General features: G+C 58.1%; 14 protein-coding genes. 6 read left to right on the top strand and 8 right to left on the bottom strand.

What is annotated here, in order from left to right; genetic code table 11:
- Positions 1–29: 29 nt before the first annotated feature.
- The gene (rpmA, locus tag AFK24_RS27065; protein WP_020291029.1) at positions 30–305 is read right to left on the bottom strand and encodes a 50S ribosomal protein L27; all 276 of its coding nucleotides are present in this window, start codon (positions 303–305) and stop codon (positions 30–32) included.
- Between the two features lie 32 nt (positions 306–337).
- On the bottom strand, positions 338–652 hold the full coding sequence (gene rplU, locus AFK24_RS27060; RefSeq protein WP_020291028.1) for a 50S ribosomal protein L21: 315 nt from the start codon (positions 650–652) through the stop codon (positions 338–340).
- A gap of 240 nt (positions 653–892) precedes the next feature.
- On the opposite strand from rplU, the gene AFK24_RS27055 reads away from it, so the two are divergent.
- Both AFK24_RS27055 and AFK24_RS27050 read left to right on the top strand, forming a co-directional pair.
- Complete coding sequence (locus AFK24_RS27055) at positions 893–1,861, top strand: polyprenyl synthetase family protein (RefSeq protein ID WP_020291027.1); 969 nt, start codon at positions 893–895, stop codon at positions 1,859–1,861.
- A 265-nt stretch (positions 1,862–2,126) separates the two neighbouring features.
- Positions 2,127–2,369 carry a PA4570 family protein gene (locus AFK24_RS27050; RefSeq protein ID WP_020291026.1) on the top strand — a complete coding sequence of 81 codons (243 nt, stop codon included), beginning with the start codon at positions 2,127–2,129 and terminating at the stop codon, positions 2,367–2,369.
- An 89-nt stretch (positions 2,370–2,458) separates the two neighbouring features.
- On the opposite strand, the gene AFK24_RS27045 is transcribed toward AFK24_RS27050, so the two are convergent.
- The 5 genes from AFK24_RS27045 to AFK24_RS27025 form a co-directional block, all read right to left on the bottom strand.
- The gene (locus tag AFK24_RS27045) at positions 2,459–3,076 is read right to left on the bottom strand and encodes an FKBP-type peptidyl-prolyl cis-trans isomerase (RefSeq protein WP_065836167.1); all 618 of its coding nucleotides are present in this window, start codon (positions 3,074–3,076) and stop codon (positions 2,459–2,461) included.
- A 145-nt stretch (positions 3,077–3,221) separates the two neighbouring features.
- Entirely contained in the window at positions 3,222–3,527 is a 306-nt protein-coding gene (locus tag AFK24_RS27040; RefSeq protein ID WP_065836166.1) for a DUF6482 family protein, read from the bottom strand.
- A gap of 141 nt (positions 3,528–3,668) precedes the next feature.
- Positions 3,669–4,157, bottom strand: coding sequence for a TIGR00645 family protein (locus AFK24_RS27035; protein ID WP_065836165.1), 489 nt, complete (start codon positions 4,155–4,157; stop codon positions 3,669–3,671).
- Positions 4,158–4,327: 170 nt separating this feature from the next.
- Positions 4,328–4,657, bottom strand: coding sequence for a hypothetical protein (locus AFK24_RS27030; protein ID WP_065836164.1), 330 nt, complete (start codon positions 4,655–4,657; stop codon positions 4,328–4,330).
- A 288-nt stretch (positions 4,658–4,945) separates the two neighbouring features.
- On the bottom strand, positions 4,946–7,381 hold the full coding sequence (locus tag AFK24_RS27025; protein WP_065836163.1) for a Lon protease family protein: 2,436 nt from the start codon (positions 7,379–7,381) through the stop codon (positions 4,946–4,948).
- 279 nt (positions 7,382–7,660) lie between these two features.
- On the opposite strand from AFK24_RS27025, the gene AFK24_RS27020 reads away from it, so the two are divergent.
- From AFK24_RS27020 to AFK24_RS27005, 4 genes are all read left to right on the top strand, one after another.
- On the top strand, positions 7,661–8,152 hold the full coding sequence (locus tag AFK24_RS27020) for a DUF3015 domain-containing protein (protein WP_065836162.1): 492 nt from the start codon (positions 7,661–7,663) through the stop codon (positions 8,150–8,152).
- 80 nt (positions 8,153–8,232) lie between these two features.
- On the top strand, positions 8,233–10,086 hold the full coding sequence (locus AFK24_RS27015; protein WP_065836161.1) for a DUF4105 domain-containing protein: 1,854 nt from the start codon (positions 8,233–8,235) through the stop codon (positions 10,084–10,086).
- 244 nt (positions 10,087–10,330) lie between these two features.
- The gene (locus AFK24_RS27010) at positions 10,331–10,684 is read left to right on the top strand and encodes a hypothetical protein (protein ID WP_065836160.1); all 354 of its coding nucleotides are present in this window, start codon (positions 10,331–10,333) and stop codon (positions 10,682–10,684) included.
- Between the two features lie 73 nt (positions 10,685–10,757).
- Positions 10,758–11,270, top strand: coding sequence for a GreA/GreB family elongation factor (locus tag AFK24_RS27005; protein WP_065836159.1), 513 nt, complete (start codon positions 10,758–10,760; stop codon positions 11,268–11,270).
- 280 nt (positions 11,271–11,550) lie between these two features.
- Here the strand turns inward: AFK24_RS27005 and ettA are convergent, their stop codons facing one another.
- Positions 11,551–13,215, bottom strand: coding sequence for an energy-dependent translational throttle protein EttA (ettA, locus tag AFK24_RS27000; RefSeq protein ID WP_065836158.1), 1,665 nt, complete (start codon positions 13,213–13,215; stop codon positions 11,551–11,553).
- Positions 13,216–13,561 lie beyond the last annotated feature (346 nt).

The raw sequence follows: 13,561 nt of genomic DNA, 5'->3' as shown, positions 1-13,561 counted from the left end.
GAGACAGGGCTTTTCCAGCTGCTGCATGATTACGCTGCGGAGACTGCAGTCTTCGGAACGATACTCACGTAGCGACGACCGAAGGCGCCTTTAACCTGGAACTTGATCACGCCTTCCACTTTCGCGAACAGGGTGTGATCTTTACCCATGCCAACGCCGTAGCCAGCGTGGAATTGGGTGCCGCGCTGACGCACGATGATGTTGCCCGGAATGATAGCCTGGCCGCCATACATCTTAACGCCAAGGCGTTTGGCTTCTGAGTCGCGACCGTTACGGGTACTACCACCAGCTTTTTTGTGTGCCATGAGTCAATTCTCCAAATGAGGATTAGGCTGAATTAAGCCTGAATACCGGTGATTTTGATCTCGGTGTACCACTGGCGGTGGCCCATACGTTTCATGTGGTGCTTACGACGACGGAACTTGATGATGCGGATTTTGTCGTGACGACCTTGGGAGATCACTTCAGCAACAACGGTGGCACCAACAACAACTGGAGCGCCGATGTTCACGTCGTCGCCATTGGCAACCAACAGAACGCGATCAAAAGTAACGGATTCGCCAGTGGCGATTTCCAGTTTTTCGATCTTCAGGTATTCACCTGGGGCAACCTTGTATTGCTTGCCACCGGTTACGATTACTGCATAAGACATGGTATTTCTCCGTAAATCCTGCTCACCCAGCTCTTTATAAGTAGAGTATCGGCTGGCATGGCTGCTTGGGGCTGGAACGGCCCGTTTGCAATTGCGTAAGGCAGGTGCTGCCCAGGAAAGTTAGGGTGCGCGATTGTACGCAAGGCGCAAGACTGATGCAAGAGCCCAAACGTCATGCCTTGACACCTTCCGACCCGCAACCTAGCATGCGGCGCATCCCTTCTGGAGCACCTGTCGCTGATGCAACCTCAAGCCTTCTACCGCGCGGTGGCGGACGATTTTAGTGCCGTTGACGTTATTATCAAGAAGCAGCTGACGTCGCGCGTACCGCTGGTCTCGAAAATCGGTGACTACATCACTTCGGCCGGAGGCAAACGCCTGCGCCCGTTGCTGGTACTTCTGTGTGGCAAAGCCCTGGGCCGCGAAGGCGATGACCTGCGCCTGCTGGCCGCCACCATCGAATTCCTGCACACCGCAACCTTGCTGCACGACGACGTCGTAGACATGTCCGGCATGCGCCGTGGCCGCTCGACCGCCAATGCGCTGTGGGGCAATGCGCCCAGCGTGCTGGTCGGCGACTTCCTTTATTCGCGCTCGTTCGAAATGATGGTTGAGCTTGGCTCGATGCCGGTCATGAAGATTCTGTCGAAAGCGACGCGAGTGATTGCCGAAGGCGAAGTGCTGCAGCTGTCGAAGATCCGCGACGCCAGTACCACCGAAGAAACCTACATGGAAGTGATTCGCGGCAAGACAGCCATGCTGTTCGAAGCCTCGACTCACAGCGCCGCAGCCTTGTGCAATGCGAGCGAGGCGCAGAGCGAAGCCCTGCGCACGTTCGGCGACCACTTGGGCGTTGCCTTCCAGCTGGTTGACGACCTGCTCGATTATCGCGGCGACGCGGAAACCCTGGGCAAGAACGTCGGTGACGACCTGGCCGAGGGCAAGCCGACCTTGCCACTGATCTACACCATGCGCGAAGGCACGCCGGAACAGGCAGCCTTGGTGCGTCAGGCCATTCAGAAAGGCGGCCTGGAAGATCTGGAAAGCATCCGCGATGCTGTCGAGAAGGCCGGTGCGCTGGATTACACCGCGCAATTGGCCCGTGATTACGTGGCCCGCGCAATTGCCTGCCTCGACGCCCTGCCGCCAAGCGAATATCGCGATGCGTTGGTCGAGTTGAGCGAGTTTGCGGTAGCGCGTACGCACTGATTGCTTGTCGCAGCAAAATGAAGCCCGTCCATGTGACGGGCTTTTTGTTGCCTGACCGATGCAGGGCATGGGCAGCGGCAAGCGTGAAAATCACCGCAGCCTGAACTGACGCTATCGGGGACAAGTCCCCTCCTACCGATTCCGTTGTCGGGCTATTGACTGACCTCCGTCAACCATTCAGCGCAAAATGCGAATAATTCTCAATAGAGACTTGCTATTCCATCAATAAGAATTATTCTCATTGGACTTACCAAGGAGAAGACACATGACTTATTTGATCGATGCATGGCTGGATCGCCCGCACCCCTACCTCAGGATTCTTCACCGGGAAACGGGCGAAGTCTGTGCAGTGCTGGAAGAGGAAGCGCTGGATGAATTGCGTGATCAGGGTGATCTGGATGTACATGACCTGAGTTCGAGCGAACCGGTCGTGCTCAAGGAGCTGGTGCGTAATCTGTTTCTGTTCTGCTATGCGCGAGCGCTACGCCCGGCGGGAGAGCTGCACTGACCATGAGCCACCGCACTCCCCGACCGAACGTCGATGCTGAACGGATCAGGACGATTCGTTCAGCATTCAACTGATGCGACTGGAGTCGATCAGAGAACGTCAAGCAACTCGACGTCGAATACCAGCACGCTGTGCGGCGGGATGCTGCCAACGCCTTGAGCGCCGTAAGCCAGCTCGCTCGGCACGTGCAGACGCCATTTGCTGCCGGCACTCATCAATTGCAGTGCTTCGGTCCAGCCAGGAATTACGCCGCCAACCGGGAATTCAGCCGGTTCGCCACGATCGTAGGAGCTGTCGAACACAGTGCCGTCGATCAGTGTGCCGTGGTAGTGCGTACGAACCTGATCTTCGCGCGACGGCTTGGTGCCATCACCAGTGGTCAGCACTTCGAACTGCAGACCGGAAGCCAGAGTGGTCACGCCGTCACGCTTGCCGTTCTCGGCCAGGTAAGCCAGCCCGGCGCCAGCAGCCTGTTCAGCCTTGGCAGCGGCTTCGGCCTGCATGATTTCGCGGATAACCTTGAAGCTGGCGGACATTTCTTCCTGACCCACACGGCTTGGCTTGCCACCGAATGCATCGGTCAGGCCAGCCAGGATTGCGTCCAGATTTACGCCAGGTGGTGGATTGTCACGCAGCTGGTCGCCCAGTTGACGGCCGATGCCGTAGCTGACGCGGGTTTCATCGGTAGACAGGTTAACTTCGGACATATCGCTGCTCCGCAAGGGGAACGCTCAAACAGAGCGCCCCGAACCAAAAGGGCGAGCAGCCTAGCACAGATGCACGACCCGATTCCTCCCGGCTGAAGCCGGTCCTACGGACAGCGGCACAGCAATGCCCTTGAAAATGACGCCTTCACCACTTCGAATGAAAGCTGATCGGCACGCGCAGCGGGTCGCGCTTGTCCATCGGCATTCCGCACATTTCGTCATGGACCACGGCGTGGACGAGGTGAAACGGCAAGGGCGGTAAATCCTTGAGCAACTCACGGGCATGCTCGACAGAGCGCAAATGCATGATTTCGCCGTTGTCGTCATTCAGGTAGCCCACCGTGCCCTGCAATCGCGCTTGCAGCAGGTAGATACCGCCTTCGATGGAGATCAGGTTCAGCTCGTCGATGCTTCCTGCGTTGGCATGCCTTGCCAATTCATATGCGTTCATTTGCTATCCCTCTAAAAGTTGCACGATTGTTGTGCAGAAACACCAACCCCGTACAACAACATAGCGGATTAATACACCGGTAACGACACCGCCCGTCCATCTCACGATGGCCGGGCGGCGTGGTACTGCAGGAAGCCCGGATCAGTGTTTGGTCAGCTTGTCCAGGTATCCCATGGCGAAGGCCGACACCACGAAGGTCATGTGAATGATCACGTACCACATCAGGTATTGCGGCTCGATGTTCTTGGCATCCATGAACACCCGCAACAGATGGATCGAGGAAATCGCAACGATGGACGCGGCCACTTTCATCTTCAACGAGGAAGAGTCCATGGTGCCCAGCCAGTTGAGCTTTTCCTTGTCCTCATCGATATCCAGCTGCGAGACGAAGTTCTCGTAACCCGAGATCATCACCATCACCAGCAGGCCACCGACCAGCGCCATGTCGATCAACGACAGCAGCACCAGAATCAGGTCCGACTCAGCCAGGGCAAACACGTTGGGCAGGACGTGGACGATTTCCTGAAAAAACTTCAGGACCAACGCCAGCAAACCCAGAGACAAACCGAAATAAAGCGGCGCCAGCAGCCAGCGCGAGGCGTACATGGCATTTTCGATAAAACGTTCCATTGAAACTCACAGATGGTTGGAAGTGCCGGCGAGTATACCAGCAGCTCCGGAATTCATAGAACGCAGTTAAACGGCGAGCAAAAGATTGTAGCGAACGATGCCACTGCTGCATTCCACGCCTGGAGCATGGCTTGCAAGACACCGCGCAAGGAAGAGATCGAATGGCCTCGCTAGAACGGCGAGGTTCTTCTGGGTTTAGTGGCGTCGCCGTTGAGACGGCGCAGTTCACCTTGCAGATGCACACTCCAGATGGGGATGTCGTCGCTCACCTGATAGCCTTGCAGAGCAAGGCTTTCGGCAATGGCGATCATCACCGACTCAGCGGCCAGAGAGCCGTGGAACGGTCCTTGAACCTTGATTGCAGAAGGCTGACTCCCTGACATTCCTGCGGCAAACAGCAACGTCCACATGCCGTTGTCACCTGAAAGGGGGCGGATTGCGCATTCGATTCGGGTCATCAGACCCAGGCATTGGCGAGTAAGACAGAGGCTACGCAACATGGCGAGCTCCTCGTTGATACGGTATTCACCTCCCGATACTGCTGAAGCGGCGCGTCAGTCCTTTTGACAACCGTGGTAACAAGACAGGATAGAAGAAAAGCCGGAATCGAAAGGAGCTGGGGATGAATGGTCATCGGCCGTGCGGCGCAAGCACCGTTGGAGCGAGGCATGCCCGCGAATAGGCCAATGCGTTCATCGAATCCTTGATATCTGATCCAATGCCTTCGCGGGCAAGCCTCGCTCCAACGAGATCGCGCTAACTACATTGAAGCCATTCGCTGAAAACTGTTAAGCCTTCAGCTCAGGCGCCACCTGCGCGGGGTCTTTCTCCAGTTCTTCCTTGAGGTCTTCGTCACTGAGCATTTCAGCGATGTCGCGCAGACGCTCCACCACCCGCGCATTGACGCTGCCTTCAGGAAACTCGCCATTTTCGTCGGGTTCGCCGGCAGGTTCGCCCACCAACAGGCTCAACGCCTCGTCGGCCTGACGCACCGCATAGACATGAAACTGCCCGGCACGTACCGCTTGCAGCACGCGTTCGTCCAGCATCAGCGTGGCGACGTTGGCTTGCGGAATGATTGCGCCGTGCTCGCCGGTCAGGCCACGCGCCTCGCACAGTCGGAAGAAGCCTTCGATTTTCTCGTTGACCCCGCCCACCGCCTGCACTTCACCAAACTGGTTGATCGAGCCGGTGATCGCAAAGCACTGCTTGAGCGGGGTTTTCGACAAGGCAGAAATCAGCGTGCAAGCCTCGCCCAATGACGCGCTGTCGCCGTCCACGTAACCGTAGGATTGCTCAAGGGCGATGCTCGCGGAAATCGCCAGCGGGAATTCCTGGGCATAACGGCTGCCCAGATAACCGGTGAGGATCATCACGCCTTTGGAGTGGATTGGTTGGCCGAGATTGACCTCGCGCTCGATGTCGACAATGCCGCTGCCGCCGGGGTAAACCGTCGCGGAAATCCGCGCAGGCACGCCGAACGCCGAGTCGCCGACCTCCAGCACCGTCAGGCCGTTGCATTTGCCTACGGCCGCGCCGTCGGTGTCGATGAGAATGATGCCCGCCAGCATGTCGTCGAGAATCCGCGCCGAAACCCGTCCGGTGCGCGTCGCCTTGGCCTTGAGGGCTCGTTCGATGTGCCCGGCGTCGGTCTTGTCGTCGTTGGCCAACTGGCGAATGAAGTCCGCTTCGCTGACCAGCTGAAACAGATCGCCGATTTTCGCCGACAAACGCCCCTGATGCTCGGCCAGACGTGCGCTGTAGGTCGCCAGTCGCGCCACGGCATCGGCGGTAAGCGGCGCCATGCCCTCCTCCGAAGTGCGGGTTTTCAGCAGTTGCGCGAACTGTTCAAGGGTTTCGTCGTACATCGGGATGTCTTCGTCGAAGTCCACCAGCACACGAAACATTTCCTGGAAGTCAGGATCCAGGTCTTGCAGGGTGTAATACAGCGAACGTGCGCCGATGATGATGACTTTGACCTGCAACGGGATCACTTGCGGGGTCAACGTCACGGTCGCCAGACGACCCATTTCACCCAGCGGCGATTCCATTTTCAGCTTGCGTGATTGCAGTGCTCGCTTCAGGGCATCCCAAACGTAGGGCTCGCTGAGCATTTTTTCCGCTTCAAGCACCAGAAAACCGCCATTGGCGCGATGCAAGGCGCCCGGCCGCAGCTGACGATACGTGGTGTAGAGCGCACCTTGATCAGTGCTGTACTCGATACGCCCGAACAGATTGTCGTAAGTCGGATGCGGCTCGAACACCACCGGCGCACCGCCGCTGGCAGAATGACCGACCACCAGGCTCGGGCTGTATTGCTCTTCGAGCAGCTTGCGCGCCTGAGCGTCGGTATTGCTTTCGTCGACCAGTTGCTCGACCACGGTTTTCAGCAGGTAAACCTGCATCGCTTGCAGGTAGGCGCACACCGCAGCGTTTTCCGCGTACTGCTCGGACAGCGGCGCCAGCAATGGCTGCAAGGCCAGAGTGATGGTTTCTTCGTTGAGCTGGCGCAGCAGATTGCTCGATTCGCGTTTCCACTGAGGCAGGCTGGCCAGTTCTTCGTTCAAGCGCTCTTCCAGCGCCGAAATATCGTCGTGAAAGCGTTCGCGATCCGCTTCCGGCAGTTGCGAGAACTCGGCTTCGTCCAGCGCCTTGCCGTCCAGCATCGGCGTGAACGCAATGTTGGTGCTGTCGCGATACAGAGCGATGTCTTTTTCCAGAGACAGTCGCTCGATCACGTCCAGCGCCTTGTCATAGCGCTGATTGAAGGCGCGGTCGATGGCGCTTTTCTTCTGCTGGTAGGACGGGTGCTCGAACACTGCCGGGAAAGTCGCCAACAGGTTATCGATCAAACCACCGATATCGGTGATGAACTGGTGCGCGGTACCCGGCGGCAGCTCCAGAGCGCGAGGCTCGCGGGGTTCATCGAAATTATTGACGTAGACCCAGTCGCACGGGGTCTGCATGCGCTTGCCCTCGGCCTTGAGGTAGCGCTTTACGAACGAGAACCGACCGGTGCCGGGCTCGCCCATGACAAATACGTTGTAACCGGGGCGCGGCATGGCCACGCCGAATTGCAGGGCTTCGACTGCTCGTTCCTGACCGAGCACTCCGCGAAAGGGTTCCAGATCATTGGTCGTCGAAAAGCTGAACTGTTCAGCGGAAAACGGACGGGTCAGCGCTTCAGGCGCAAGACGCAGGCTGGCAGCAACAGGATCGGGCATCGGGCATCCTTACATCACGGGGCAGATGACTGGCATTCTGGCGCTCGCTGTACATGACTTGCAAGGCAGGAAAATCCTCAAGGGCGGATTGACCCGTCAAGCGGCGAACAGACACGCGGGGGTTTTCTCCAAACAACAATTTGTAATAAACAGCGGAACCCTTGGAACCTGCCTAAACTCCAAGTTCCGCGTACCAGAATAAACATACCTCTGGCCGCCTTGGCGCTTGCAATGGCCATGAACCCTGACCCTTGGTTGAATATAAAAGAGAACAAAGCTATGAAACGGATTCTTCTTGGTACTCTCTTCGCAGCTGTTTCCATCAACAACGCAATGGCCCAGGCTCCAGGCGGCCCGGATTGTGGCTGGGGCAACATGCTGTTTGAAGGTCAGCGCGGCACGCCCGCTCACTTTCTCGCATCGACCACCAACGGCACCTCCGGTAACGCCACTTTCGGCATGACCTCGGGCACCAACGGTTGCTCCACCAACAGCGCGCTGACCTACGGCGGCAAATCCTGGATTGCCATGAACGGCATGATGGATGAACTCTCCAAAGACATGGCCATGGGTCAAGGCGAAGCGCTGACCACTTACGCGGTGGTATTGGGCGTTGCACCGGAAGACCGTGCGCATTTCGCCGCAGTCACCCACGAGCACTTCAATCAGATCTTCAGCAAAGCCGACGCTACTGCTGACGACGTCCACAACAACACCATCAACGTTCTGAAAAACGATCCAACCCTGGCGAAATACGCTACCCAGGCTTAAGCTCGTTGCGCCTGCCCCTCTGTCCGGAGGGGCGGGATTTGTTGCGCTTCCACGTCCGATCCCCTGACTAGTTGCTCTCTATGCTCAAACGCCTTGTGTATTTGGCGCTGTTTGTCTGCGCCCCGCTGTGCGCCGCTCCCCATGCGAGCGATGCCCGTTTGCAGCAACTGGCCAATGAGCCGTTCTGGATTTCCCTGGGCCACTACGAAACCGCCAAGCTCGGCGGCTGGCGCAGCTATGTCGATGATCCCAAATTCTTTCTCGCCGCCAACGGTGCCCATGACCCGAAGGCTGAGCTGAGCGCCACGCTGGACGCGATCTACGCGCAGGCCAGTGCGGGTGAAAAACATGCGCAATGCGTCTATCCAGCTCGCACCCGCTGGTTGCGCGATCAACTGAAGCTGACCGATCTGCCTGCGGTTGACTGCAAGGAATTCAAGCAGTGGTTCAAGGATGTCGCCCCGGACAGCGCAGTGTTGATCTTCCCCGCCGCGTATCTGAACAGCCCGTCGTCGATGTTCGGCCACACCTTGCTGCGCATCGATCAGGCTGACGTGCAGACCAATCACACCGCCCTGCTCAGCTACGCCATCAACTTCGGCGCCTACATTGAAGGCATGGACAACAGCATTCTGTACGCCTGGAAAGGCTTGATGGGTGGTTATCCGGGCTTGTTCGCGCTGGTGCCGTATCAAGAGAAGCTCTCGGAATACCGCAGCCTGGAAAACCGTGACCTCTGGGAATACCGCTTGAACCTGACGCCGGAAGAAACCGGGCGCATGGTCGAGCATGTCTGGGAACTGAAACAGATTCGCTTCGGTTACTTCTTCTTCGACGAAAACTGTTCGTACCGCCTGCTGGAATTGCTTCAGGTCGCTCGCCCCGGCTTGCAGCTGACTGAACAATTCCCGCTGACCGCTATCCCGACCGATACCGTAAAGGCTGTGAAAGCAGCCGGCCTGGTAGAGAAAATCGATTATCGCCCGTCACGGGAACGCGAGCTGCTGGAGCGCGCCAAGCCGCTGAATAGCGACGAGCAGCAGTGGGTGCTGAATGTCAGCGCCGATCAGAAACAACTGCAAAATGCCGATTATCTTGCCCAGCCCAAAGAGCGCCGAGCGTTGATTCAAGACGCGGCGTATCGCCTGGAACGCTACCGCGCCAACGGCCTGGAACGAGACAGTGAGCGTTCGCAGCGCAGCTTCGAGCTGCTGCGCGCCATCAATCAGAATCCGCCACCCGCGCTGGACATCGCCCGGCCCGGTTTGCCGGAAGACGGTCATCAATCGCGCACCTGGCAGATTGGCGCGGGCACGCGAGACGACAAGGCCTTTGCCGAGTACGGCTTGCGCATGGCCTATCACGATCTCAATGACAACGCTTACGGCTTCCCGTTGGGCGCGCAGATTGAAATCCTGCAACTCAAGCTGCGTCAGTACGAAGGCAACAAGTGGCAGCTGCAACAACTGGATCTGGCCACCATTCGCTCGCTGACGCCGCGCAATGAACTGCTGCAACCTTGGTCATGGCAAGTGGCCGGTGGGCTGGAGCGGGTGCTGGGCAAGCATGGCGACGAAACGCTGGTCAGCCATGTGAACGGCGGCGCGGGCGGCACCTGGCAGTTGGGCGAAGACGTGCTGGGCTTTGCGTTGGGCACGGTGCGGGTCGAGCACAACAACGACTTCGCCGAGTTCGTCTCGCCGGCGGCCGGGTTCAATACCGGCGTGCTGTGGCGCAATCCGTTGGGCAACCTGAGCCTGGAAACCAAGGGCGATTACTTCACCAACGGCGAAGTACGCCGCAGCATCAGCCTTAACCAACAATGGGAACTGTCGCGCAACCTCGGCCTGCGCCTGAGCGCCCAGCGCGAATTCAGCCAGCTGACTTCGCCGCAGAATGAAGTGATGCTAGAGGTGAAGTGGTATCACTATTGAGTTATCGGCTGCTTAATTGGCTGTTGGAACGGCTATTGGACCGGCTATTGGACCGGCCGTAGGACCGGCTTTAGCCGGGAGCACACTCTCGCGACTGACACTCTCGCGGCTAAAGCCGCTCCTACGAGCCGCTCCTACGAGCGCGCCTACGAGGCTGCCAGCAAATCACTAATTTCCTACACGTCTTTAACGAATAACTCACAGAGCGGCTTTTAGACTTTATCCACAAGTCGAGGAATCCGTGATGAACGTGCGTTGGGCTGTGTTGTGGTTAGTAGTGCTGGTCGCTGGTTGTCAATCGACTCATGAGCAGTTATTGGCCGAAGGTTATCCTCCGGCGTTCGCCGACGGGTTTCAGGATGGCTGCGGTAGTGGTCGGCAGGCAGCTGGATCAATCGGCGGGCAATACAAGAAGGATGTGCCGCGTTACCTCAAGGATGTGACTTACGCTCAAGGCTGGAGCGACGGTTTTCGTCAGTGCCAGAGCATGCTGGAAAGCCGCGACCGGCTGGACACCGATCACATCTGGAACGACCGTGATCGAGCCTGGGAGCAACAAAAAACCCAAGGCGCGGGCAAGGCTTACCGGTCGCACTGAGCTGGCCGGATAGCGATTCAACGAAACTAATCAGCCGCAGGCGTGGCCCAAATCTCATGAACAGGAGAAACCCATGAGCCGCGCCTTCGTCAATGAAGATAATGCCGCTGCGGACGCCAGCCAGCCGGTCGAGCGCCTCGTCAGCCAGCAACCCAACTACGTCACCGCTCACGGCTTACTGCAACTGCAGAACCGGGTCGCTGAACTTCAAGCGCAACACAGCGCGCAATCCGCGCTGGGCGACAACTCGGACAAACAGCGCCTGGCCGATCTTGAACGGGATCTGCGCTACTTCAATCAGCGTTTGCTCAGCGCACAGGTCGTCACGCCTGCGATTTCAACGGAAAAGGTGCAGATCGGCAGCTGGGTGACGTTCGCCGACGAACAAGGCGCCGAGCAGCGCGTGCAACTGGTCGGCGAGGATCAGGCCGACGCCGCTGCTGGCTTGATCAACTGGGGTTCCCCGCTGGGCCGCGCGCTGCTGGGTGCGCAACTGGGCGATGAAGTGCTGTGGAAACGCCCGGCCGGGGATCAGTTGATTGAGGTGGTGTTGATTGAGGAGGATGTTTCGCCGATGCCTTCGTAGAAGCGAACTTGTTCGCGAAGCGGTCAGCCTGATACACCGCCTCGCCAACAAGTTGCTCCTATTAAACACCGCACAACCATTGAATTGAAATGCTCGTTGGAGCGAGGCTTGCCCGCGAATCAGGCGCCTCGGTGGCCCAGATCCACCGCGTCATCGTTCTTCGCGGGCAAGCCTCGCTCCAACGGGGACAGGCGTTTGCCGCGCGGGGAATATTCCACCCAACAAAAACGGAGCCCGAAGGCTCCGTTCTTGTAACACCTGATTCTGTGAAACCTGAGTATCAGGCCAGTTTCTTGTGTCGTACCCGGTGTGGCTGGGCGGCCGCGTCGCCGAGGCGCTTTTTGCGGTCGGCTTCGTACTCGGTGTAGTTACCTTCGAAGAATACCGCTTGCGAGTCGTCTTCGTAGGCCAGGATGTGCGTTGCCACACGGTCCAGGAACCACCGATCGTGAGAGATCACAATGGCGGCGCCAGGGAAGTCCAGCAGGGCTTCTTCCAGCGAACGCAGGGTTTCCACGTCGAGGTCGTTTGACGGTTCGTCGAGCAGCAGGACGTTGCCGCCCTCTTTCAAGGTCAATGCCAGGTGCAAGCGGCCGCGCTCACCACCGGACAGATCCTTGACGAACTTCTGCTGATCGCCGCCCTTGAAGTTGAAACGACCGACATAAGTGCGCGACGGGATTTCGTAGTTGCCGATGCGGATCTGATCAGAGCCGTCGGAAATCTGCTGAAATACCGTCTTGCTGCCGTCCAGATCGTCACGGCTTTGATCCACGCAGGCCAGCTGCACGGTTTCACCGATTTCGATGCTGCCCGAATCCGGCTGCTCCTTGCCCATGAGCATGCGGAACAGGGTCGACTTACCAGCACCGTTACCGCCGATCACACCGACAATCGCGCCTTTAGGCATGGCAAACGACAGGTTGTCGATCAACACACGATCGCCGTAACCCTTGCTGACGTTTTTGAACTCGATGACTTTGTCGCCCAGACGCGGACCGGCCGGGATGTAGATCTCGTTGGTCTCGCTGCGTTTCTGGAATTCCTGCGACTGCATTTCTTCAAAGCGCTGCAGACGAGCCTTGGATTTGGACTGACGCGCCTTGGCGCCCTGCCGAACCCATTCCAGCTCTTCTTTCATGGCCTTTTCATGGGCCGATTGCTGCTTGGATTCCTGGGCTAGACGGTCGGACTTGGCTTCAAGCCAGCCCGAATAGTTGCCCTCGTAAGGAATGCCCGCACCGCGGTCGAGTTCCAGAATCCAGCCGGCGACGTTATCCAGGAAGTACCGGTCGTGCGTGATCGCAACCACGGTGCCTGGGAAATCGTGCAGGAAATGCTCAAGCCAGGCGACAGAATCGGCGTCCAGGTGGTTGGTGGGTTCGTCGAGCAGCAGCATGTCCGGCGCGGACAGCAGCAGGCGGCACAAGGCCACGCGACGTTTTTCACCACCGGAAAGAACCGCGACTTTCGCGTCCCACGCAGGCAGACGCAACGCATCGGCCGCCACTTCCAGCTGCCGCTCAAGGTTGTGACCGTCGCTGGCCTGCAGGATGGCTTCGAGCTTGGCCTGTTCGGCGGCCAGCTTGTCGAAATCGGCATCCGGCTCGGCGTATTCGGCGTAGACCTGATCCAGACGCGCCTGGGCGTTCTTGATCACCGCCACGGCTTCCTCGACCACCTCACGGACAGTCTTGGTCGGGTCCAGCTGTGGTTCCTGCGGCAGGTAGCCGATGTTCAGCTCGGGCATCGGCCGTGCTTCGCCATCGAACTCGGTGTCGACACCGGCCATGATTTTCAACAGAGTCGATTTACCCGACCCGTTCAGGCCCAGAACGCCGATCTTGGCGCCCGGAAAGAACGAGAGGGAGATATTTTTGAGAATTTCCCGCTTCGGCGGCACAACTTTGCTCAGCCGATGCATGGTAAAGACGTATTGGGCCATGGAATAAAAACCTGGTGTATGTGGCTATTAAATAGGGCTGAATAGAGCGCGAGCTTAGAGCCCCGTCCTGAAAAAAGCTTTTTTTATCGACGGCACTTGCCGTTTGACGTTTCCGAGCCTTGAATCAAGCACAGCGACTAGGCGATGAACGATAGGGTTGGGATCGGGATCATTAAATGCAAGTAGTGGAATCACTCATGCAGAAATCAGGGCCGCGCGTCGGGCAAAGCTACCCGAATGCGCTCGGCAGGGCAAACCATCCAGCCTAACGGGGCTGGCACTTTGCCACAACTAAAGGCATGCTAGCCGCCCTTTGGGCGTCCGGCTTATAGTGCATTTCGCATTA

The sequence above is a fragment of the Pseudomonas syringae genome (assembly GCF_001698815.1).
GTDB lineage: Bacteria > Pseudomonadota > Gammaproteobacteria > Pseudomonadales > Pseudomonadaceae > Aquipseudomonas > Aquipseudomonas syringae_A.
The sequence above is the reverse complement of the archived record's forward strand: the minus strand, read 5'-3'. Positions and strand labels throughout refer to the sequence as shown.